21 protein-coding genes are annotated in these 20,571 nt (G+C 72.0%); 12 read left to right on the top strand and 9 right to left on the bottom strand.

From position 1 onward, the window contains the following. Window positions 1-30 precede the first annotated feature (30 nt). From atpA to IF20_RS12230, 5 genes are all read left to right on the top strand, one after another. Window positions 31-1,623: a F0F1 ATP synthase subunit alpha gene (atpA, locus tag IF20_RS12250; protein WP_030621199.1), complete on the top strand. Its 1,593-nt coding sequence runs from the start codon at window positions 31-33 to the stop codon at window positions 1,621-1,623. Between the two features lie 20 nt (window positions 1,624-1,643). Continuing rightward, complete coding sequence (locus IF20_RS12245; RefSeq protein ID WP_052865126.1) at window positions 1,644-2,561, top strand: F0F1 ATP synthase subunit gamma; 918 nt, start codon at window positions 1,644-1,646, stop codon at window positions 2,559-2,561. A gap of 5 nt (window positions 2,562-2,566) precedes the next feature. After that, a complete protein-coding gene (gene atpD / locus IF20_RS12240) occupies window positions 2,567-4,021 on the top strand; it encodes a F0F1 ATP synthase subunit beta (protein ID WP_052865125.1) in 1,455 nt (484 codons plus the stop codon). Window positions 4,022-4,131: 110 nt separating this feature from the next. Then, window positions 4,132-4,515 (top strand): F0F1 ATP synthase subunit epsilon, encoded by a 384-nt coding sequence (locus IF20_RS12235; protein ID WP_052865124.1) that lies wholly within the window; start codon window positions 4,132-4,134, stop codon window positions 4,513-4,515. Between the two features lie 118 nt (window positions 4,516-4,633). Beyond that, window positions 4,634-5,101, top strand: a complete 468-nt coding sequence (locus tag IF20_RS12230) for a DUF2550 domain-containing protein (protein ID WP_052865207.1) — start codon at window positions 4,634-4,636, stop codon at window positions 5,099-5,101. A gap of 82 nt (window positions 5,102-5,183) precedes the next feature. On the opposite strand, the gene IF20_RS12225 is transcribed toward IF20_RS12230, so the two are convergent. Together IF20_RS12225 and IF20_RS12220 are read right to left on the bottom strand one after the other, a co-directional pair. Further along, window positions 5,184-5,891 (bottom strand): response regulator, encoded by a 708-nt coding sequence (locus tag IF20_RS12225; protein ID WP_052865123.1) that lies wholly within the window; start codon window positions 5,889-5,891, stop codon window positions 5,184-5,186. Next, window positions 5,888-7,081, bottom strand: coding sequence for a sensor histidine kinase (locus tag IF20_RS12220; protein ID WP_234426616.1), 1,194 nt, complete (start codon window positions 7,079-7,081; stop codon window positions 5,888-5,890). Before IF20_RS12220 ends, IF20_RS12225 begins: the two co-directional genes overlap by 4 nt. Before the next feature lie 160 nt (window positions 7,082-7,241). Between IF20_RS12220 and IF20_RS12215 the strand changes: the two genes are divergently transcribed. Continuing rightward, the gene (locus IF20_RS12215) at window positions 7,242-7,844 is read left to right on the top strand and encodes a hypothetical protein (protein WP_052865205.1); all 603 of its coding nucleotides are present in this window, start codon (window positions 7,242-7,244) and stop codon (window positions 7,842-7,844) included. Window positions 7,845-7,861: 17 nt separating this feature from the next. On the opposite strand, the gene IF20_RS12210 is transcribed toward IF20_RS12215, so the two are convergent. The 3 genes from IF20_RS12210 to IF20_RS12200 are packed head-to-tail and all read right to left on the bottom strand — an operon-like array spanning window position 7,862 to window position 9,999. Further along, on the bottom strand, window positions 7,862-8,434 hold the full coding sequence (locus tag IF20_RS12210; protein ID WP_052865122.1) for a cob(I)yrinic acid a,c-diamide adenosyltransferase: 573 nt from the start codon (window positions 8,432-8,434) through the stop codon (window positions 7,862-7,864). A 13-nt stretch (window positions 8,435-8,447) separates the two neighbouring features. Further along, a complete protein-coding gene (locus IF20_RS12205; RefSeq protein WP_052865121.1) occupies window positions 8,448-9,203 on the bottom strand; it encodes an ABC transporter permease in 756 nt (251 codons plus the stop codon). Window positions 9,204-9,216: 13 nt separating this feature from the next. Next, window positions 9,217-9,999, bottom strand: coding sequence for an ABC transporter ATP-binding protein (locus IF20_RS12200; RefSeq protein ID WP_052865120.1), 783 nt, complete (start codon window positions 9,997-9,999; stop codon window positions 9,217-9,219). Between the two features lie 81 nt (window positions 10,000-10,080). Between IF20_RS12200 and IF20_RS12195 the strand changes: the two genes are divergently transcribed. The 4 genes from IF20_RS12195 to IF20_RS12180 all read left to right on the top strand — a co-directional run bounded on the left by IF20_RS12195 (window position 10,081) and on the right by IF20_RS12180 (window position 15,068). After that, entirely contained in the window at window positions 10,081-10,755 is a 675-nt protein-coding gene (locus IF20_RS12195; protein ID WP_052865119.1) for a TetR/AcrR family transcriptional regulator, read from the top strand. 120 nt (window positions 10,756-10,875) lie between these two features. After that, entirely contained in the window at window positions 10,876-11,724 is an 849-nt protein-coding gene (locus IF20_RS12190; RefSeq protein WP_052865118.1) for a 3-hydroxyacyl-CoA dehydrogenase family protein, read from the top strand. Window positions 11,725-11,947: 223 nt separating this feature from the next. Then, a complete protein-coding gene (locus IF20_RS12185) occupies window positions 11,948-12,271 on the top strand; it encodes an STAS domain-containing protein (RefSeq protein ID WP_052865117.1) in 324 nt (107 codons plus the stop codon). Window positions 12,272-12,554: 283 nt separating this feature from the next. After that, entirely contained in the window at window positions 12,555-15,068 is a 2,514-nt protein-coding gene (locus IF20_RS12180; RefSeq protein ID WP_052865116.1) for an ATP-binding protein, read from the top strand. 89 nt (window positions 15,069-15,157) lie between these two features. Here the strand turns inward: IF20_RS12180 and nucS are convergent, their stop codons facing one another. Continuing rightward, a complete protein-coding gene (gene nucS, locus IF20_RS12175; protein WP_052865115.1) occupies window positions 15,158-15,820 on the bottom strand; it encodes an endonuclease NucS in 663 nt (220 codons plus the stop codon). 283 nt (window positions 15,821-16,103) lie between these two features. Between nucS and IF20_RS12170 the strand changes: the two genes are divergently transcribed. Continuing rightward, window positions 16,104-16,496 (top strand): SCO5389 family protein, encoded by a 393-nt coding sequence (locus tag IF20_RS12170; RefSeq protein ID WP_052865114.1) that lies wholly within the window; start codon window positions 16,104-16,106, stop codon window positions 16,494-16,496. A gap of 191 nt (window positions 16,497-16,687) precedes the next feature. Here IF20_RS12170 and IF20_RS12165 read toward each other — a convergent pair whose 3' ends face one another. Continuing rightward, window positions 16,688-17,716: an LLM class flavin-dependent oxidoreductase gene (locus IF20_RS12165; RefSeq protein WP_052865113.1), complete on the bottom strand. Its 1,029-nt coding sequence runs from the start codon at window positions 17,714-17,716 to the stop codon at window positions 16,688-16,690. Between the two features lie 192 nt (window positions 17,717-17,908). On the opposite strand from IF20_RS12165, the gene IF20_RS12160 reads away from it, so the two are divergent. After that, window positions 17,909-18,226 carry a hypothetical protein gene (locus IF20_RS12160; RefSeq protein WP_052865112.1) on the top strand — a complete coding sequence of 106 codons (318 nt, stop codon included), beginning with the start codon at window positions 17,909-17,911 and terminating at the stop codon, window positions 18,224-18,226. 73 nt (window positions 18,227-18,299) lie between these two features. Here the strand turns inward: IF20_RS12160 and IF20_RS12155 are convergent, their stop codons facing one another. Beyond that, complete coding sequence (locus IF20_RS12155) at window positions 18,300-19,343, bottom strand: ABC transporter permease subunit (RefSeq protein ID WP_234426615.1); 1,044 nt, start codon at window positions 19,341-19,343, stop codon at window positions 18,300-18,302. Next, the gene (locus tag IF20_RS12150; protein ID WP_052865111.1) at window positions 19,340-20,545 is read right to left on the bottom strand and encodes an ABC transporter ATP-binding protein; all 1,206 of its coding nucleotides are present in this window, start codon (window positions 20,543-20,545) and stop codon (window positions 19,340-19,342) included. Before IF20_RS12150 ends, IF20_RS12155 begins: the two co-directional genes overlap by 4 nt. Window positions 20,546-20,571: the final 26 nt, after the last annotated feature.

Genomic DNA, 20,571 nt, shown 5'->3' with positions numbered 1-20,571 from the left:
CGGGCCCAACAAGGAGAGCAGGGAACCCAGATGGCGGAGCTCACGATCCGGCCGGAGGAGATCCGGGACGCGCTGGAGAACTTTGTCCAGGCGTACAAGCCGGACGCGGCCTCGCGCGAGGAGGTCGGGACGGTCAGCGAGGCCGGTGACGGCATCGCGAAGGTCGAGGGTCTTCCCTCGGCGATGGCGAACGAACTGCTGAAGTTCGAGGACGGCACCCTCGGCCTCGCGCTGAACCTCGAAGAGCGCGAGATCGGTGCGGTCGTCCTCGGCGAGTTCAGCGGTATCGAGGAGGGCCAGCCGGTGCAGCGCACCGGTGAGGTGCTCTCGGTCGCCGTGGGCGAGGGCTACCTCGGCCGCGTCGTCGACCCGCTGGGCAACCCGATCGACGGCCTCGGCGAGATCGAGTCCGAGGGCCGCCGCGCCCTGGAGCTGCAGGCTCCGGGCGTCATGGTCCGTAAGTCGGTCCACGAGCCGATGCAGACCGGCTACAAGGCCGTCGACTCGATGGTGCCGATCGGCCGCGGTCAGCGTCAGCTGATCATCGGCGACCGCCAGACCGGCAAGACCGCGCTGGCCGTCGACACCATCATCAACCAGCGCGACAACTGGCGCTCGGGCGACCCGAACAAGCAGGTCCGCTGCATCTACGTCGCGGTCGGCCAGAAGGGCTCCACCATCGCGTCCGTGCGCGGCGCCCTGGAGGAGGCCGGCGCCCTGGAGTACACGACGATCGTCGCGGCTCCGGCGTCCGACCCGGCGGGCTTCAAGTACCTCGCCCCCTACACCGGCAGCGCCATCGGCCAGCACTGGATGTACCAGGGCAAGCACGTCCTGATCATCTTCGACGACCTGTCGAAGCAGGCCGACGCCTACCGCGCCGTGTCGCTGCTGCTGCGCCGTCCGCCGGGCCGTGAGGCCTACCCGGGCGACGTCTTCTACCTGCACTCGCGCCTGCTGGAGCGTTGCGCGAAGCTGTCGGACGACATGGGCGCCGGCTCGATGACCGGTCTGCCGATCGTCGAGACCAAGGCGAACGACGTGTCGGCGTTCATTCCGACCAACGTCATCTCCATCACCGACGGCCAGTGCTTCCTGGAGTCCGACCTGTTCAACGCGGGCCAGCGCCCGGCGCTGAACGTCGGTATCTCCGTCTCCCGAGTCGGTGGTTCCGCGCAGCACAAGGCCATGAAGCAGGTCTCCGGCCGGCTCCGCGTGGACCTCGCCCAGTTCCGTGAGCTGGAGGCGTTCGCCGCCTTCGGTTCCGACCTGGACGCCGCTTCCAAGGCCCAGCTCGCCCGTGGTCAGCGCATGACCGAGCTGCTCAAGCAGGGCCAGTACCAGCCGATGCCCGTCGAGGAGCAGGTCGTCTCCATCTGGGCCGGTACCACCGGCAAGATGGACGACGTCCCGGTGGAGGACATCCGCCGCTTCGAGCGCGAGCTCCTGGACTGGATGGGCCGCGAGAAGAAGGAGCTGCTCACCAGCATCGTCGAGGGCGGCAAGATGTCCGACGACACCATCCAGGCCCTTACCGAGTCGGTCTCCACCTTCAAGCAGCAGTTCGAGACCTCGGACGGCAAGCTGCTCGGTGAGGACGCTTCGGTCAGCGCCGCCAAGTGACGACGGAAGGGACCTGATCCATGGGAGCCCAGCTCCGGGTCTACAAGCGTCGCATCCGCTCCGTCACCGCGACCAAGAAGATCACCAAGGCGATGGAGATGATCGCCGCCTCGCGCATCGTCAAGGCGCAGCGCCAGGTGGCGGCATCGACGCCGTACGCGAGTGAACTGACCCGCGCGGTGACGGCGGTTGCCACCGGCTCGAACACCCAGCACCCGCTGACGACCGAGGCGGAGCAGCCGGCCCGGGCCGCGGTCCTGCTCATCACGAGCGACCGCGGTCTCGCGGGCGGCTACTCCTCCAACGCCATCAAGGCCGCCGAGCAGCTCACCGAGCGGCTCAAGGGCGAGGGCAAGGAGGTCGACACCTACATCGTCGGCCGCAAGGGTGTGTCGTACTACGCCTTCCGTGAGCGCAAGGTCGTGGAGTCGTGGACCGGCTTCACCGACAGCCCGACGTACGCGGACGCCAAGGCGGTCGCGGCGCCCCTGATCGAGGCCGTCCAGCAGGACACGGCCGAGGGCGGCGTGGACGAGCTGCACATCGTCTTCACCGAGTTCGTGTCGATGATGACGCAGACGCCGGTCGACAACCGGCTGCTGCCGCTCAGCCTCGACGCGAAGGACGCCGACGACGAGTCGGCCGCGAACGAGCTGCTGCCGCTGTTCGACTTCGAGCCGTCGGCCGAGGACGTCCTGGACGCCCTGCTGCCGCGGTACGTCGAGTCGCGCATCTACAACGCGCTGCTGCAGTCGGCCGCCTCCGAGCACGCCGCCCGCCGGCGCGCGATGAAGTCGGCGACCGACAACGCGGAAGAGCTCATCAAGTCGCTCTCGCGGCTTGCCAACCAGGCCCGCCAGGCCGAAATCACCCAGGAAATCAGCGAGATCGTCGGTGGCGCGAGCGCACTGGCCGACGCGACCGCGGGGAGTGACTGACAACTATGACCACCACTGTTGAGCCGACCGCTGCAGCGGGCGTGGCCACGGGCCGCGTCGCGCGGGTCATCGGCCCGGTCGTCGACGTGGAGTTCCCCGTCGACGCGATGCCGGACATCTACAACGCGCTGACCGTCGAGGTCGCCGACCCGGCCGAGGCCGGGGCGAAGAAGACGCTGACCCTGGAGGTCGCCCAGCACCTGGGTGACGGCCTGGTCCGCGCGATCTCGATGCAACCCACCGACGGTCTGGTCCGCCAGGCCTCGGTGACCGACACCGGCACGGGCATCACCGTCCCCGTCGGCGACGTCACCAAGGGCAAGGTGTTCAACACCCTCGGCGAGATCCTCAACAAGCCCGAGGCGGCTGCCGAGGTCACCGAGCGCTGGCCCATCCACCGCAAGGCCCCCACCTTCGACCAGCTCGAGTCCAAGACCGAGATGTTCGAGACCGGCGTCAAGGTAATCGACCTGCTGACCCCGTACGTCAAGGGCGGCAAGATCGGTCTGTTCGGTGGTGCCGGTGTCGGCAAGACCGTTCTGATCCAGGAAATGATCTACCGCGTGGCCAACAACCACGACGGTGTGTCGGTGTTCGCGGGCGTCGGTGAGCGTACCCGTGAGGGCAACGACCTCATCGAGGAAATGAGCGACTCGGGCGTCATCGACAAGACCGCCCTGGTCTTCGGTCAGATGGACGAGCCGCCGGGCACCCGTCTGCGGGTCGCGCTGGCCGGTCTGACGATGGCGGAGTACTTCCGTGACGTCCAGAAGCAGGACGTCCTCTTCTTCATCGACAACATCTTCCGGTACACCCAGGCGGGTTCCGAGGTGTCCACCCTGCTGGGCCGCATGCCCTCCGCGGTGGGTTACCAGCCGAACCTGGCGGACGAGATGGGCCTCCTGCAGGAGCGCATCACCTCGACCCGTGGTCACTCGATCACCTCGATGCAGGCGATCTACGTCCCCGCGGACGACCTGACCGACCCGGCGCCGGCGACCACCTTCGCCCACCTGGACGCCACGACCGTTCTGTCGCGTCCGATCTCGGAGAAGGGCATCTACCCGGCGGTGGACCCGCTGGACTCGACGTCCCGCATCCTGGACCCGCGGTACATCACGCAGGAGCACTACGACTGCGCGATGCGCGTGAAGACGATCCTGCAGAAGTACAAGGACCTGCAGGACATCATCGCGATCCTCGGTATCGACGAGCTGGGCGAAGAGGACAAGCTGGTCGTCCACCGTGCCCGTCGCGTCGAGCGCTTCCTGTCGCAGAACACCCACGTGGCGAAGCAGTTCACCGGTGTCGACGGTTCGGACGTGACGCTGGACGAGTCCATCTCCGCGTTCAACGCGATCTGCGACGGTGAGTACGACCACTTCCCCGAGCAGGCGTTCTTCATGTGCGGTGGCATTGAGGACCTCAAGGCCAACGCCAAGGAGCTGGGCGTCTCCTGACCCCCGGCTTCCGGTCCCGGGGGCGGTCGTGGCCGCCCCCGGTGCCGACGCCCACTAGTATTTGACCCGACATCTGCTGTTCCCGGCAGGTGAAGACCCGAGGAGCCATCGTGGCTGAGCTGCACGTCGAGTTGGTCGCCGCGGACCGTCAGGTCTGGTCCGGCGAGGCCAGCCTGGTCGTCGCGCGCACCTCGTCGGGCGACATCGGCGTCATGCCCGGTCACCAGCCGCTGCTCGGCGTGCTGGAGTCCGGTCCGGTGACGATTCGTACGACCGGCGAAAGCGGGGACGGCACGGTCGTCGCCGCGGTGCACGGCGGCTTCATCTCGTTCGCCGACAACAAGCTGTCTCTGCTCGCGGAGATCGCCGAGCTGTCGGACGAGATCGATGTCCAGCGCGCGGAGCGGGCCCTGGAGCGTGCGAAGTCGGAGGCCGACGCGGCCGCCGAGCGCCGCGCCGATGTCCGGCTGCGTGCGGTGACAGGCGTTCACTGAACCCCGTCACAGACGAGCTTTACCCTCAGCCGCGGGCTGCGCTGGAATTCTCCAGAGCGGTCCGCGGCTGAGGCGATGCAGGTGCGTAACCGTATTCGAGGCGAGGAGGTCGGTGGAGATGGTCCTCGCTCTGTGTGTGAGCGCCGCGGTCGTCGTCCTGGTACTACTGGGGCTCTTCGTCTTCGGACTGCGGCGGCGGCTGATCCAGCGGTCCGGCGGCACGTTCGACTGCAGCCTGCGCTGGGACGTGCCCGCCGCGGCGGCCGTGACGACGCCGGACGGCGAGCCCAGCGGCAAAGGCTGGATCTACGGCGTGGCCCGGTACAACGGCGACCGCGTGGAGTGGTTCCGGGTCTTCTCCTATGCGCCCCGCCCACGGCGCATCCTGGAGCGCGCCTCCATCGAGGTACTGGAGCGGCGCAGCCCGGAGGGCGAGGAGGAGCTGGCCCTGCTCTCCGACTCCATCGTCCTCGCCTGCCGGCATCGGGGCACGCGCCTGGAGCTGGCGATGAGCGAGGACGCGCTCACCGGCTTCCTCGCCTGGCTGGAGGCGGCACCACCCGGACAGAGAGTCAACGTGGCTTGACGACTGTCCGGGTTTCCTGTTTTCCGGGAGCTGCTCCTTCGGAAGCTGCCTTTCCGGGGAGTGCCGCGGGTCCGGCCCGGCGCTAGGGCTGCGCGCGGCCGAGGCCCAGTTCCTGGGCGAGCACGGCCGCCTGCACCCGGCTGCGCAGCTCCAGCTTGTTCAGCACCCGGCTGACGTGGGTTTTCACGGTGGCCTCGGCCATGTCCAGGCGGGCCGCGACGGCCGCGTTGGAGAGCCCTTCGCCCAGGCAGCCCAGCACCTCGCGCTCCCGCGGGGTGAGCACGTCGAGAACGGCGGCGTCCGCTGCCGGACCGGCCGGGCGCGGCGCCGCGAACTCCGCGATCAGCCGCCGGGTGACGGCGGGCGCGATGATCCCCTCGCCGGCCGCGACCGTACGGACCGCCGACAGCAGCGTCGCCGCGTCGCTGGTCTTCAGCAGGAAGCCGGCCGCGCCCGCGCGCAGCGCCCCGAAGACGTACTCGTCCAGGTCGAACGTGGTCAGCACCAGCACGTCGGCCAGGCCCTGCCCGGTGATCTCTCGGGTGGCCGAGACGCCGTCCAGCCGCGGCATCTGGACGTCCATCAGCACCAGGTCGGGGCGGAGCTCCGCGGCCAGCCGGACCGCCTCCTCGCCGTCGGCGGCCTCCCCGGCCACCTCGATGTCGGGCGCCGAGCGCAGGATGAGGACCAGGCCCGCGCGGACGGCCGACTGGTCCTCGGCCACCAGGACCCGGATCGGGCGGGGCGCCCGGCCGGGGCTCCCGGTGCGGTCGGTGGATCGGGTCGTCATGAGGCAGCCTCCTTCTCGTCGGCGGGCAGGGTCGCCCGTACGCGCCACACGTCTCCGTCGGGGGCCGCGTCGAACGTCCCGTGCAGCAGGGCGGCCCGCTCCCGCATCCCGACCAGCCCGGCGCCCGAGCCGGGCGCGCGCGGTCCGGGGCGCCGGTCGTAGGGGCTGGTGACGGCGAGCGACAGGGCGCCGTCGGTGCGGCCGATGCGGACGGTCACCTCGCCGGGTGCCGCGTGCTTGAGCGCGTTCGTCACGGACTCCTGGACGATCCGGTACGCGGCGAGCTCCACCGGCGCGGCGAGCGCGGGGCAGCCGGGCGGGCGCTCGTCGACGAGGGCGAAGGTGAGGCCGCTGCCGGCGCCGTGGCCGCGGGCGCGCTCCAGGAGGGCGTCCAGGGCGTCGAGGCGGGGTGTGACGGCCGGCGCGTCCTGCGCCCCGGCGTCCCGCAGCAGGCCGATGATGCGGCGCATCTCCGCCAGGCCCTGCACGCTGTTCTCGCGGATGACGCCGAGTGCGTCGCCGGTCGCGGCGGGGTCGTCGAGGGCCTGGGCCGCGGTGGCGTGGATGGCGATGGCCGAGAGGTGGTTGGCGACCATGTCGTGCAGCTCCCGGGCCATCCGGGCGCGCTCGGCGAGGACGGCCTCCCGGCGGTCCAGTTCGGCCAGCAGCGCGGTCTGCTCGGCGCGCAGCCGGGCGGCCTGGGCGGCGTCGCGGTGGTCGCGGATGAGGACCGCTGTCCAGGCCGGGCCGACCGTGCCGACGCCGACCGCGACGCCGATGAGCAGCGCCTCCGGGTCGCGGAGCAGGGCCACGGGCAGCAGCGTGGCGAGGACGGTGACCAGGGCGCAGGCGCGGGGGATGCGGCGGGCCGCGGCCGGCGTGCCGTACATGACGGCCGCGTAGATCACGTCGGTGAACATCAGCACGGTGGCGATCACCGTGCCGCACAGCACGTCCAGGCCCATCGCCGCGACGCCGACGGCCAGGGCCGTGCCCGGCGCGGTGCGGCGCAGCAGCTCGGCGCCGGACATGGCGGCGAGCGCGAGCAGCGCGAGCTGCGCCGGCAGGCCGAACAGCGGCGGGCCGCCGTGCAGCCCGAGGAACCACAGCAGTAAGCCGCCGAGCAGGCCGGATGCCGCGATGAGGACGTCATCGCGGTGCGGGCGGCCGGGGGCGGTGAAGGGGCGCACCCTGCCATCCAACACGGCGGGGCCGCGCCGGGCCTCCCTACCCGTGACGATCCGCGGCCGGCGGCGCGTACATCGAAGGATGCAGTGGCGGATCGTCACGGGCGACGACGAAAAGGGCGTCCGGGGCGCGGAGGCTGGTGGGGAGGGAGAGGAGCGAACCGTGATCGTGACGCTGGTCGTGCTGTGCGAAGTCGGCTTCTGGGTGCTGTTGGTCGCGGGGCTGGCGCTGCGCTATCTGGCGCGGCTGCCGCGGGCCGGGGCCACGGTCCTGCTGCTGGAGCCGCTGCTGGAGCTGGTCCTGCTCGTGGTGACGGTCATCGACCTGCGCAACGGTGCGCAGGCGGACTGGAAGCACGGGCTGGCCGCCGTCTACATCGGCTTCACGGTGGCCTACGGCCACTACACGATCCGGTGGGCGGACGGGCAGTTCGCGTACCGCTTCGCGGGCGGGCCGAAGCCGCCGGGCGCCGGGTACGGCCGGGCGCGCGCGGTGCACGAGTGGAAGCTGTGGCTGCGCACGGTGGTGATGGGGCTGGTCGCGGCCGGGCTGCTGCAGGCGGCCGTCTGGTACGTGGGGGACGGCGACACCGCGTCGCTGCGGTCCTGGCAGCTCACGGCGGCCCGCATCGTCGGCATCCACGGGCTGATCGCCCTCACGTACACGATCTGGCCGAAGCAGCCGAAGAGGGGCGAGCGGGCGCAGGAGGCGGACGGGTCCGGGGGCGCCACGGGGGAGCGGCCCCGGACCCTGACCAAGCCGTGATCAGGACCGGGGGCCGCTCAGCGCTCGCCGCCGGGCACCCAGAGCACGTCGCCCAGCTCCTTGTTCGCCGTCCGCGCGAGGATGAACAGCAGGTCGGAGAGGCGGTTGAGGTAGGTGGCGGTGAGGGGGTTCATGGTCTCGCCGTGCGCCTCCAGGGCCGCCCAGGTGGACCGCTCGGCGCGCCGGACGACCGTGCATGCCTGGTGCAGCAGGGCCGCGCCGGGCGTGCCGCCGGGCAGGATGAAGCTGCGGAGCTTCTCCAGCTGTTCCAGGAAGTGGTCGCAGTCCGCCTCCAGCTTGTCGATGTAGCTCTGCTCGACCCGCAGCGGCGGGAATTCCGGGTCCGCCACGACCGGCGTCGAGAGGTCGGCGCCCACGTCGAAGAGGTCGTTCTGGACGCGGACGAGGACCTTGACGACCTCCTCGGCGAGGTCGCCGAGGGCGATGGCACTGCCGATGACGGCGTTGGCCTCGTTGGCGTCGGCGTAGGCCGCGATCCGCAGATCGGTCTTGGCGGTCCGGCTCATGTCGCCGAGGGCGGTGGTGCCCTGGTCGCCGGTGCGGGTGTAGATGCGCGTCAGATTGACCATCCCGCCAGCGTAGTTATGCCCCGGCCTTCCGGAAGACGCGTGTGCCGACCGTCACGGCGAGCGCGGCGAGGGCGAGCGCGACCAGGACGCCGTACAGCATGTGCGCGGTGGCGTACCGACCCACGTACGCGTCCCGCACCGCGTCCACCAGATAGCGCAGCGGCATGAGGTGCGACAGGGCGTCCAGCCAGCCGGGGCCCAGCGCCATCGGCAGCATCAGCCCGGAGAGCAGCATGGCCGGCATGGTCAGCGCGTTGATGACCGGCCCGAACTCCTGGGGCGTACGGACCTTCAGCGCCAGCGCGTACGACAGCGACGCGAGCGACACGACCAGCAGCGCGACGAAGCCGAAGCCGATGAGGAGCCCGGCGAGCGGCGCGCGCAGCCCCATGGCCAGCGCGACGAGGACCAGCAGGACGGCCTGGAAGACGAAGAGCAGGGCGTCGCGCAGCACCCGCCCGAGGAGCAGCGCGAGCCGGCTGACCGGGGTGACGCGCATCCGCTCCACCACCCCGTGGTTCTTCTCGATGATGATCGCGAAGCCGCAGAACGAGGCGCCGAACAGGGCGAGTTGGAGCAGCAGTCCCGGGACCAGCACCTGCCATGAGCTGCCGGCCGAGCCGAGCGGCAGGCCGGTCAGCAGCGGGCCGAAGAAGAGCAGGTAGAGCAGCGGCATCAGGATGCCGAAGAGGATCTGGAACTTCGAGCGCAGGGTCTGGCGGGCGTAGCGCTCGAAGACCAGTGCGGTGTCGGAGAGGGTCGTGGACATCGGGACGGGCTCCTCATACGGAGAGCGGGGCGGGTTTCTCGGCGGCGGGGGAGCGGCCGGTGAGGGCCAGGAAGGCGTCCTGGAGGGAGGCGGCGGCCGAGCCGGCGTACCGCTCCTTGAGCGCGGCGGGTGGGCCCTCGGCCACCACGACGCCGTGGTCGATGACGACCAGCCGGTCGGCGAGCGCGTCGGCCTCGTCGAGGTAGTGGGTGGTCAGCACGACGGTGGTGCCGTGCTCGTCACGGATGCGGCGGACCAGGTCCCACAGGTCGGCGCGCCGCCCGGGGTCCAGCCCGGTGGTCGGCTCGTCGAGGAACAGCACCTCGGGCCGGTGGATGAGTCCCATGGCGAGGTCGAGCCGGCGCCGCTGGCCACCCGAGAGCGCGGCCGTCTTCCGGTCCAGCAGCCCTTCCAGGCCCAGGTCGGCGGCGAGTTCGCGGGCGCGCGCCACGGCCTCGGACCTGCCGAGCCGGTACAGCCGGCCCTGGGTGACCAGCTCCTCGCGTACCGAGACGGTCGGGTCGACGCCGCCGGACTGGGCGACGTACCCGGTCCGCCGCCGTACGCCCGCCGGGTCGCGGGCGAGGTCGCAGCCCGCGACGGTGGCGGTGCCGCCGGTGGGCGGCAGCAGCGTGGTGAGCATGCGCAGGGTCGTGGTCTTGCCGGCGCCGTTGGGGCCGAGGAGGCCGAGGATCTCGCCGTGCTCGGCGGTGAGGTCGACGGAGCGGACGGCTTCGACGGGGCCGCGCTTGGTCTGGAAGGTCCGGGACAGGCCGGAGGCGGTGATGGCGGGCATGGCGGCAAGAAAAGCAGAGCGGCCACAATTTTGCAATGCCACCAAATTTTCAGGGCGCACAACCGGACCTAGGATGAGGCCATGAGCGAGGAGCCGAAGAAGGGCGAGGAGCCGAAGAAGGAAGGGCTGCGCGAGCGGAAGAAGCGGCAGACCCGGCAGTACCTGTCGGACGTGGCCACCGGCCTCTTCCTGGAGCGCGGCTTCGACGCGGTGACCGTCGCGGAGATCGCCGAGGCGTGCGAGGTCTCCGTCAACACCGTCTACAACTACTTCCCCGCCAAGGAGGACCTCTTCTTCGACCGCAGCAAGGGCGTCGTGGAACGGCTCTCGCGCTGGGTGCGCGCGCGGAGCGCCGGCGAGTCGGCCGCCGCCGCGGTCCTCCGCGAGCTGCGCGAGGAGGTCGAGGCGGTCTCGCCGCGGGTGGGGCTCTTCGAGGGGTACGAGCGGTTCATGAAGGTCATCCACGGCTCGGCGGCCTTGAAGGCGCGGCTGTGGTACCTCCAGCAGGAGACGGCCGACCACCTGGAGCGCACGCTGTGCGAGGAGGTCGGCGCCGACGAGGGCGATCTGCTGCCGGTCCTGGTGGCCGGGCAGCTGAACTGGGTGCACGCCACGCTCATGGCCCACATCGGCCGCGCGATGACCGCGGGCCGGAAGCCGGCCGAGGCGTCGCGGGAAGCGCTGGATCTGCTGGACGAGCTGGCGGACCTGCTCAGCGAACGGGTACTCAACTACGCCGTGCGGGCGGCCGCCTGACCGGTGTGATGTCCGTCATGTGAGACAGGACGCACTCGCCAGACCTCCCGAGGGAGGCGAACGGGCGCTAACGTCGCCCGGGAGAAGTCGTGAAGTGCACAGGGTGTGAGGGGTCGTTCAGTGGCAAGGAAGCTCGCCGTCATCGGGGCCGGACTCATGGGATCCGGTATCGCACAGGTCTCGGCGCAGGCCGGCTGGGACGTGACCCTCCGGGACGTCACCGACGGCGCGCTGGCCCGCGGCCGCAGCGGCATCGAGGCGTCGTACGAGAAGTTCGTCGCCAAGGGCAAGCTGGACGCGGCCGCCGCCGAGCAGGCGCTGGCCCGCATCACCACCACCACCGACCTGGACGCGGCCGCCGACGCGGACATCGTCGTCGAGGCCGTCTTCGAGAAGATCGAGATCAAGCGGGAGATCTTCCAGGAGCTGGACAAGCTGGTCCGGGAGGACACCGTCCTGGCCTCCAACACCTCCGCCATCCCGATCACCAAGATCGCGGCGGCCACCTCCCGCCCCGAGCGGGTCGTGGGTGCGCACTTCTTCTCGCCGGTGCCGATGATGCAGCTGTGTGAGCTGGTGCGCGGTTACAAGACCACCGACGAAACGCTCACCACCGCGCGGGAGTTCGCCGAGTCGGTCGGCAAGACCTGCATCGTCGTCAACCGTGACGTGGCCGGCTTCGTCACCACCCGGCTCATCTCGGCGCTGGTCGTCGAGGCCGCCAAGCTCTACGAGTCCGGCGTGGCCACCGCCGAGGACATCGACACCGCCTGCAAGCTGGGCTTCGGGCACGCGATGGGCCCGCTGGCCACCGCCGACCTCACGGGCGTCGACATCCTCCTGCACGCCACCGAGAACATCTACACCGAATCGCAGGACGAGAAGTTCGCGCCGCCGGAGCTCATGCGCCGCATGGTGGATGCAGGCGATATCGGCCGCAAGAGCGGGCAGGGATTCTACGAGCACTGAGAAGTCCGTGCCCGACCACGGGCGCGGGCTCCGGAAGCCCGCGCCCCGGACCTCGGCCCGGGGAACGCCGGGGTTCCCGCACGACCCGATGCCACACCCGTTCGGCCGTCACTCGGCCGAGTGATTTCGGTATCGGTTCGCTTACAGGCGGCAACTTCGTCGTGTGAGAGGCAGTCAGTTCTGTAGACGCAAAAAACATTTCGCATCACTACGGGGAGCGCATATGCACATCAAGGGCGACCACGCCGAGCTGGTCGTCGGGGGGCGCCTCGACGTACGCAGCGCGGCGGACGCCCGTACGGCCCTGCACACCGCCGTCGACTCCGGCCGTGGCGACCTGGTACTGGACCTGACCGAGCTGGACTCCTGGGACGCCACCGGGCTCGGCGTGATCATGGGCGCGCACCGCCGTGCGGGCCGGGTGAACCGCCGTCTCGTGCTGCGCGGAGTGCCGCCCCAGATGCAGCGCCTGCTGGTGGCCACCCGGTTGCATCGCATTCTGGCCATCGAGGGCGGCATCGAAGCGGAGTCGCTGCCCCGCGTCTGAGACCGGGTGACCTGCGAGGAGCCGTACGGCCGCCGGGAAGTGGGAGGCGGAAGTGGCGCATACGCGGTGATCCTCACGAATCCGTGACGTACCGGTCAGAGCAGGACCCCGGCGCATCATAGATACTGTCCGAGGCTTAATGTTCGGTTTCGTCGCGTCCCGGACGGCCGCGGCGGACACCGGACCACAGCGGCGGCCGGGGCGACCCGTCCCGGCCCGGTCGGGGAGTGCGGACGGCCGGGAGAGCAGTTCGGCACGCCACGCATCTGGGGGGCTCGATTCCATGGATCCGCACAACGGCCGGCGGCCGGAGGAGCACAGCGCGCAGGACCACCCTGCGGGCCCGTTCCCGTCCGGCACCGGCAGCCGGCAGTTCACGCCGCCGGACGGCCCGGCGCGCACCGCCCGCCTGATCGCCGGCGACTACCTGCTCACCGTCAACCCCGTCGACGGCAGCGAGATCGAACCGACCCCGCCGGGCGAGGAGCCGGGCGCACCGCAGAAGCAGACGCCCAAGGAGCGCGCCGAGCGGAACCGCGCCACGAGCGCGCCGCCGGTGCCGCCCGGCGGCCTCGCGCACCCCGTGGACCGCCTCCCGCTGCTGGAGCGCCAGGAGGAGACCGACCGGCTGACCCGGCTGCTCACCCGCGGCCGCTCCGTACGCCTCACCGGCCCCGCCGGCGCCGGCCGCACGCGGCTGCTGGACGCGGTCGCCACCGCCTGCGCCGGCCTCGCGCCCGACGGCGTCGTCCGGCTCTCCGGGTACCGCCGCACGGCCACCGACCTGATGTACGACCTCTTCGCCGCCGTGCACCGCACGCCGACGTACCGGCCGGGCCGCCCCGAGCTGCTCACCGCGCTCGCCGGCATCGGCGCCGTGGTGCTCGTGGACGACCTGGAGTTCGGCGGCGAGCCGCTGGAGGAGCTGCTGGCCGCCACCCCCGAGTGCGCCTTCCTGCTCTCGGCCACGACCGACGTGCCCGCGCCCTCCGCCGCCTCGCACATCGAAGAGGTCTTCGTCTCAGGGCTCGGCCGCGCCGCCTGCCAGGAACTGCTGGAGCGCGCGGCGGGCCGGCCGCTCACCGAGGAGGAGGCCGCCTGGGCGGGCGACCTCTGGTTCGAGTCCGAGGGGCTGCCGCTGCGCTTCCTGCAGGCCGGCGCGGTCCTGCGGCAGCGCGACCGGCTGCGCACCGATGCGCCGACGGACGGTACGGCGGAGGACGGCGACCCGACGGGCCCGGCGGACGTACCGCCGCTGCCCGGCATTCCGCAGGCCGGCTCGTTCGCCACGCTCATCGCGGAGCGGCTGACCCCTGTCGCGCAGGACACGCTGCGGCTGGCCGTCGCCCTCGGCGGCGACCTCCCGCACCCCGCCCACCTCCCCGCGCTGTTCAAGGACCCGCACGCCGACGCCGTCCTCGGCGACCTGCTGGCCTGCGGGCTCGTCAGCCCCGCCGGCACCCACCACCGCCTCGCCGCGACCGTGCTGGACCAGCTCACCGCCGCCGGCTACGCCGAGGGCGCCGCCGGCCGTGCGCACGCCGCGGCGCAGCACTACTCCTGGTGGGCCGGACACCACTCGGTCGCCCCCGAGCGGGCCGCGGCCGAAGCCGACGCGATGCTCGCCGCGATGGCCCGGCTCACCGCGAGCCGCGAGTCCGGCCACGCCAGCGCCGCCGTGCTGCTCGCCCGCACCGCCGCCCCCGCCTTCGCCGCCGCCCTGCAGTGGAACGCCTGGGAGCGCAGCCTCCGGCACGGCCAGGAGGCCGCCAGGATCGCCGGCGAGGTCGGCGAAGAGGCGTACTTCCACCACGAGCTGGGCGTCCTCGCGCTCTGCCTGGGCAACCCGGACAAGGCCCGCGCCGAACTGGAGGCGTCCATCGGGCTGCGCGGCGCGCTCGCCGACCGGCGCGGCGCCGTCGCGGGCCGGCGCGCCCTCGCCCTGGTCGCCGACCGTACCGGGGTGCCCGTGTCGACCGAGGTCACCGCGGCCGCGGTGGCGGCGGCCGGCGAGGAGGTGCCGCTGGTCGGGACGGACGAGTCGGCCTCGCCGCCCGGCTCCCCGACCGCGATCACCACGCCGGTGCCGCGGGTGGACGAGACCGCGGCGACCGTGCTGGCCCCCGCCGTCACCGCCGAGCCGGCGCCGTCGGCCCCCGCGAAGAAGAAGCGGGCGGTCTTCAGCGGCGCGCGCCGCAACGTGGTCGCGGCCGGCGCGGGCGCCCTGCTGGCCGCCGTCCTCGGCACGATCGTGACGCTCGGCGCCACCTCCGGCGGCGACACCCCCGCCGACAAGGTCAAGTCGGAGCAGTCGGCCGAGGAGGGCAAGGACGACGGCGGCCTCACCGCCGACGAGCCGAGCCAGGGTTCGAGCCGCGGCTCCGGCCCCTGGAACGGCGGCACCGGCGCCCGTACCGGCGAGCCCGCCGACTCCGGCACCACCCGCCCCGGCGACCCCGCCACCAGCGGCGAGCCCACCACCCCGGGCACCACCGAGCCGGGCGACGAGCCCTCCGACTCCACGGGGCCGACGACCTCGCCGGGCAAGCCGACGCCCCCCACGCACAAACCGACCCACGAGCCCACCCACAAGCCCACGCCGCCGACGAGCGACCCCACCGACCCGACGGAGGACCCCACGCCGACGGAGGAGCCGACCACTCCGGACCCGACGGACGACCCGACCACCGGCGACTCGCAGAGCCCGTCGCAGACCGCGAGCGGCCCCTCGGCGAGCAGCCCGATGAGCGCGGGCCCCGACGACACCGCGTCGGGAGCGGGCGAGCCGACGGCCTGACCGCACCCGGCCCCGAACGTCGCACACCGGCCCGCCCGCGAGAGGTTCGCGGGCGGGCCGGTGCGTAGGTACGGGGGAGGGCCGGGCTTCTAGAACAGCCGCAGCTTGTCGTCCTCGATGCCGCGCAGCGCGTCGTAGTCCAGGACGACGCAGCCGATGCCGCGGTCGGTGGCCAGCACCCGGGCCTGCGGCTTGATCTCCTGCGCCGCGAACACCCCCTTCACGGGGGCGAGGTGCGGGTCGCGGTTGAGGAGTTCGAGGTAGCGGGTCAGCTGCTCGACACCGTCGATCTCGCCGCGCCGCTTGATCTCCACGGCGACGGTCCCGCCGTCCGCATCCCGGCACAGAATGTCCACCGGGCCGATCGCGGTGGGATATTCGCGCCGAATCAGGGAGTAACCCTCGCCGAGGGTGTCGATCCGGTCGGCGAGCAGCTCCTGCAGGTGGGCTTCCACGCCGTCCTTGATGAGCCCCGGGTCCACGCCGAGCTCGTGGGAGGAGTCGTGCATGATCTCCTCCATCGTGATGATGAGCTTCTCGCCGGCCTTGTTCTCCACGGTCCACACGTCGCCGTCGCCACCCTTGAGCGTGCACGGCGGGGACATCCAGTTGAGCGGTTTGTAGGCCCTGTCGTCAGCGTGGATGGAGACGCTGCCGTCTGCCTTGACGAGGATCAGACGGGGGGCGGAGGGCAGGTGGGCGGTGAGCCGGCCGGCGTAGTCCACGGAGCAACGGGCGATGACGAGACGCATGGTGCGCCACGCTACTCGACGGCGGGTGGTGCACGCGATTCGCCCGTACCGTCCGCCCGGGAGGCCCGGAAGACGGCGCGTCCGGTAAGCACGCGACGTTGCGCCCGAAACCGACGCAGCTCCGGCGGACTCCCGTGGCCGGTTGTGTGCCCAATCTCCTGGTGCGGTCAAGAAAGGCGGAATACCGTTGACGCGGGGCGTCGTGACGCGGACACGCTGCGTGGCGATTCCCTGCCCTGTCCCTGAGGCTCCGCCCCTTATGGAGCCGCGAGAGGAGAACCTCATGTCGCTCGACGTCTCACCGGCCCTCCTCGAACAGGCCGAGCGAGGCGAGGTCGACGAAGCCGCATTTGTCGACTGCGTCCGGACCTCTCTGCCCTACGCATGGGAGATGATCAGCTCGCTGGTGGCTCGACTGAAGGTGGACGGCGGAGAGTTCGCCGACAACCTGACCCCGCCGCCCGACGAGCAGGCGCGTGGCCAACTGCTGCGAGCGCTGGCGAGTGACGCGATACGCGGGTCGCTTGAACGCCATTTCGGCGTGCGGCTGGCGTTCCAGAACTGCCACCGGGTCGCGGTCTTCCCGCTCGATCCGGCGGTGGACGATCGGCTGGCCCGCTTCACCTCCGTACGCGGCCAGTTGCTGAACCAGTCGCCCGAATTGCGCGACTGCTGATCGGAGTTGCCGCCGCTCCGTGCATGGGATGTGGCGTTCGCGCCAGCACGTGAGCGGCGGCATCGGACCACGGTCCGCCGGCGGGGCCACCCGGCCCCGCCGACGGGCGGACGGTCCCTCGGGCACCTGAGCGTTCTCTCCTGACCCCCCGGTCCCTGGGGTCTCTCGCCCGGTCGCATCCCGCGGCACGCTCAGGACAGCATCGGCAGGACCTCTTTGCCCAGCCGGCGGATGTTCTCCTCCGTCGTGGCGAGGTCGCCGGAGCCCTCGACCAGCAGGGCGTAGCGCCTGATCCCCGTCCGCTCCGCCGTCTCGGCGAGCCGGGCGACGCAGCTCTCCGGTGTCCCCACCGGATGGAGCCGGCACAGCAGCTCGGTGTAGGCCAGCGGATCCCGCATGGCGCGGTGCCGGCCGTCGACCGTGACATGGGCCGCCAGGCCCTGGCGCAGCCAGCCCGGCATCGACTTCCGCAGGATCTCCTTGGCGTCCTGCCGGGTGTCGGCGATCTGGGCCACGCCCGCGGTGACGTGTCCGACCGCGGCGACTTCGTCCGGATCCCGCCCCGCGGCCAGCGCCGCACGCCGCCAGCAGGCGACCATCTCGGCCTTTTCCTCGTCCGCCGCGTGCATCCCCAGCAGCATCGGCAGGCCGCGCTCGGCCGCCAGCCGCACGGACCCGGGAGAGGTGCAGGCGACCACCACCGGCGGCCCGTCCCGCCCGGCCGGCTCCTCCGCGGGCCGCGGCACCACCGCCACGTCCCGGAAGGCGTACCGCGCCCCGTCGGCCCCGACCCGCGGCTCGCGCAGCCAGCGCAGCAGCAGGTCCAGGGATTCCGGGAAACCCTCCTCGTACGCCGCGAGCCCGGATCCGAAGACCTCCAGGTCCACCCACGGCCCGCCCCGCCCGACGCCGAGCGTGAAGCGCCCGCCGGACGTCAGATGCAGCAGCGCCGCCTGCTCACCCACCGCGACCGGATGCGCCGTCGGCAGTACGCTGACGGCGGTGCCGACCCCGATGCGGTGCGTACGCCCCAGCAGCTGCGCGGCCAGCGTCACCGCCGACGGACAGATGCCGTACGGCACGAAATGGTGCTCGGCCACCCAGACGTCGTCGAGACCGGCCTCCTCGGCCACCTCGGCGGACCGGACGGCCCGGTGCAGTGTCTCCCCCTCGCCCTGGCCCGGAAACTGGGCGGCCAGGATGAATGCCCCAACGCGCATCGCTCTTCTGCCTCCTCGCAGCCGACGCGACATCCCCCTTACAGGCAACAACGGCTGACACGTGCCAAAGGCACGGCTCCCGGCGAAGTTTCCTGATGATCGCAGCATTGCGACAGGGGGCCCGGGACGCCGGCCCCGCACCGTAGTCTGGTGACAGGCCGTTACTCCCCCAGAGAAGTCCCGAGGTGCCCAGTGTCCCCCCGTCGAAACCGTCCACGCGGCGGTGAGAAACCCTCGGACCGCGTGGGCGGCAGCCGGTACGGCCTGGAGAGTACGGAGGAGTGGCGCGGCGAACAGTGGTACGTGCGCCACATCGGCGGGGGCGCGGCGGCCAAGCACTACCGCTGCCCGGGCTGTGACCAGGAGATCCCGCCCGGCGTGCCGCACGTGGTGGCCTGGCCGCAGCACAGCGACGGCGACGACCGCCGGCACTGGCACAAGGCCTGCTGGAACGCGCGGGACCGCCGGAGCGCCCGGCTCCAGCGGTCCCGTAACGCGCCCAGATACTGACCTGCGGCGCGGTGCTTTCCGGCTGCTTTCCGGCTGCTTTCCGACCCCTCCGAGGGCCGTTCCCGGTGGGTGCCTACACGTCCCGCTGGTGGAGCGCCAAGAAGGCGCCGCCGAGGACGACGGCCGTCAGCCCGGTCATGATCCACAGCGGTTCCCAGCCCGACGGGCCGGAGTCGGCCACGGCGTTGCTGTACATCACGCCGAGCTGGCTGGGGATGGAGTACTCGAACAGCCACTCCCGCAGGTCGGACAGGCTCTCCGACATCATGAACAGCGCCAGCACCAGCGGCAGCAGCACGAGGCCGATCATGATGGTGATGGCGCCGGCGGAGTGCCGCAGCAGCGCGCCCACGCCCAGCGCGAGCAGCCCGATCACCGCGACGTAGAGGCTGACGCCGACCGTCGCCTTGAACCACTCCGACCCGCTCGGCGTGGCCCCGCCCTGACCGCCGAGCACGCCGGTCAGCAGCAGCGCCACCACGGCCGTGGTCACGGCCGTGACCACGAAGGACAGCAGGAAGAAGACGATCGCCTTGGCGGCCAGCACCCGCGCCCGGCTGGGGCAGGCGGTCAGCGTCGTACGGATCATGCCGGTGCCGTACTCGGAGGAGACGCACAGCACACCCAGCGTGATCACGCACATCAGGCCGAGCAGCATGCCGAACATGCCGAAGCCCAGCGGCGATTCACCGCGCAGGTTCGTGCCGCTGGCGGAGATGCCGATGCCGGTGAGCGCGCCGATGCCGACGACGAGGACGATCATCACGCCGAGCGTCCACACCGTGGAGCGGACCGACTTGATCTTCGTCCACTCCGAGGCCAGCGCATGGCCCAGGTGCGCCCGCCGCACCGGTATGGGCGAGACGTAGCCGGACCCGGGCAGCTGCGACTGCGGGGGAGCGGCGGCGTGCGGCGCGTGCTGCTGCTGGGGCACCGCCGCGGGCTGCTGGTACTGCTGCGGCTGCGGCTGTGCCTGGGGCTGTGCCTGCGCCTGCGGCTGGGCACCCGGCTGCTGTCCGCTCCGCGCTCCGACGGCGTTCAGCATCATCGTGCCCTCGTCCTGGCGGGGCGGTACGTCCTGGCGCGGCTGCTGCTGCGGCTGGTCGGGGGAGGTCATCGGGCGTCCTCGCTGTGCTGCTGGGTCGGGTCGGCGGGGGCGGCGGGCGGCGGCCCGGCAGGGGCCTGCGGCTGGGCCTGCGGGTGCGGCTGGGGCTGCGGAGGCGCTCCGTACGGGCCGGGCACGGGCGCGCCCTGCGGCTGCGCGCCGGGGAACGGGCCCGGCTGTCCGGCGTACGGCCCCGGCACCCCGGCCGGCGGGCCGCCCGCGTACCCCTGCGGCTCCATCCCGGGCGGCTGCGCGATCGCCTGCGGCGGCACCGCGCCGTGCGGGACCTGCGGCGGCACCGCCGAGCGGTAGTCCACCGCGCCCTGCGTCAGCTGCATGTACGCCTCTTCCAGCGAGGCCTGGTGCGGCGAGAGCTCCCACAGCCGGACGTCCGCCTCGTGCGCCAGATCGCTGATCCGCGGCAGCGCCAGCCCGGTCACGCGCAGCGCGCCGTCCGGCTCGGGCGCGACCTGGCCGCCCGCCGCGCTCAGCGCAGCGGTCAGCTTCTCGGCCAGGCCCGGCTCGGTGTCGGGCGTGCGGACCCGCGCGAAGCCGGCGGAGTTGGCCGCGATGAAGTCCTTGACGTTCATGTCGGCGAGCAGCTGCCCGCGGCCGATGACGATCAGGTGCTCGGCGGTCAGCGCCATCTCGCTCATCAGGTGCGAGGAGACGAAGACCGTACGGCCTTCCGAGGCCAGCTGCTTCATCAGGTTGCGTACCCAGAGGATGCCCTCCGGGTCCAGGCCGTTGACCGGCTCGTCGAAGAGCAGCACCTGGGGGTCGCTGAGCATCGCGGAGGCGATGCCGAGCCGCTGCCCCATGCCGAGCGAGAAGCCCTTGGACCGCTTCCTGGCCACGTCCTGCAGGCCGACCAGGCCCAGTACCTCGTCCACCCGGCGGGCCGGGATGCCGGAGAGCTGGGCCAGCGACAGCAGGTGCTGGCGGGCGCTGCGGCCGCCGTGCACGGCCTTGGCGTCGAGCAGCGCGCCGACCTGGCGGGGCGCGTTCGGCAGCTTGCGGAAGGGGTGACCGCCGATCGTCACGTGCCCGGCCGTCGGGGTGTCCAGCCCCAGGATCATGCGCATCGTCGTGGACTTCCCGGACCCGTTGGGCCCCAGGAAGCCGGTGACGGTGCCCGGCCGTACCTGGAACGACAGGTTGTGCACGGCCGTCTTGGCGCCGTAGCGCTTCGTCAGGCCGACTGCCTCGATCATTCTCCGCCCCTCGCGAGATGGTGTGG

This window comes from Streptomyces niger, from assembly GCF_000718305.1.
Taxonomy (GTDB): domain Bacteria; phylum Actinomycetota; class Actinomycetes; order Streptomycetales; family Streptomycetaceae; genus Streptomyces; species Streptomyces niger.
Note: the sequence above shows the minus strand (reverse complement) of the source record. Positions and strands in the feature narration are given on the sequence as shown.

Excerpts from the sequence above, each read along its gene's own strand:
- atpA (WP_030621199.1), top strand. The coding sequence starts at position 31 with ATGGCGGAGCTCACGATCCGGCCGGAGGAGATCCGGGACGCGCTGGAG.
- IF20_RS12245 (WP_052865126.1), top strand. The coding sequence starts at position 1,644 with ATGGGAGCCCAGCTCCGGGTCTACAAGCGTCGCATCCGCTCCGTCACC.
- atpD (WP_052865125.1), top strand. The coding sequence starts at position 2,567 with ATGACCACCACTGTTGAGCCGACCGCTGCAGCGGGCGTGGCCACGGGC.
- IF20_RS12230 (WP_052865207.1), top strand. The coding sequence starts at position 4,634 with ATGGTCCTCGCTCTGTGTGTGAGCGCCGCGGTCGTCGTCCTGGTACTA.
- IF20_RS12225 (WP_052865123.1), bottom strand. The coding sequence starts at position 5,891 with ATGACGACCCGATCCACCGACCGCACCGGGAGCCCCGGCCGGGCGCCC.
- IF20_RS12210 (WP_052865122.1), bottom strand. The coding sequence starts at position 8,434 with ATGGTCAATCTGACGCGCATCTACACCCGCACCGGCGACCAGGGCACC.
- IF20_RS12205 (WP_052865121.1), bottom strand. The coding sequence starts at position 9,203 with ATGTCCACGACCCTCTCCGACACCGCACTGGTCTTCGAGCGCTACGCC.
- IF20_RS12200 (WP_052865120.1), bottom strand. The coding sequence starts at position 9,999 with ATGCCCGCCATCACCGCCTCCGGCCTGTCCCGGACCTTCCAGACCAAG.
- IF20_RS12195 (WP_052865119.1), top strand. The coding sequence starts at position 10,081 with ATGAGCGAGGAGCCGAAGAAGGGCGAGGAGCCGAAGAAGGAAGGGCTG.
- IF20_RS12185 (WP_052865117.1), top strand. The coding sequence starts at position 11,948 with ATGCACATCAAGGGCGACCACGCCGAGCTGGTCGTCGGGGGGCGCCTC.
- IF20_RS12180 (WP_052865116.1), top strand. The coding sequence starts at position 12,555 with ATGGATCCGCACAACGGCCGGCGGCCGGAGGAGCACAGCGCGCAGGAC.
- nucS (WP_052865115.1), bottom strand. The coding sequence starts at position 15,820 with ATGCGTCTCGTCATCGCCCGTTGCTCCGTGGACTACGCCGGCCGGCTC.
- IF20_RS12170 (WP_052865114.1), top strand. The coding sequence starts at position 16,104 with ATGTCGCTCGACGTCTCACCGGCCCTCCTCGAACAGGCCGAGCGAGGC.
- IF20_RS12165 (WP_052865113.1), bottom strand. The coding sequence starts at position 17,716 with ATGCGCGTTGGGGCATTCATCCTGGCCGCCCAGTTTCCGGGCCAGGGC.
- IF20_RS12155 (WP_234426615.1), bottom strand. The coding sequence starts at position 19,343 with ATGACCTCCCCCGACCAGCCGCAGCAGCAGCCGCGCCAGGACGTACCG.
- IF20_RS12150 (WP_052865111.1), bottom strand. The coding sequence starts at position 20,545 with ATGATCGAGGCAGTCGGCCTGACGAAGCGCTACGGCGCCAAGACGGCC.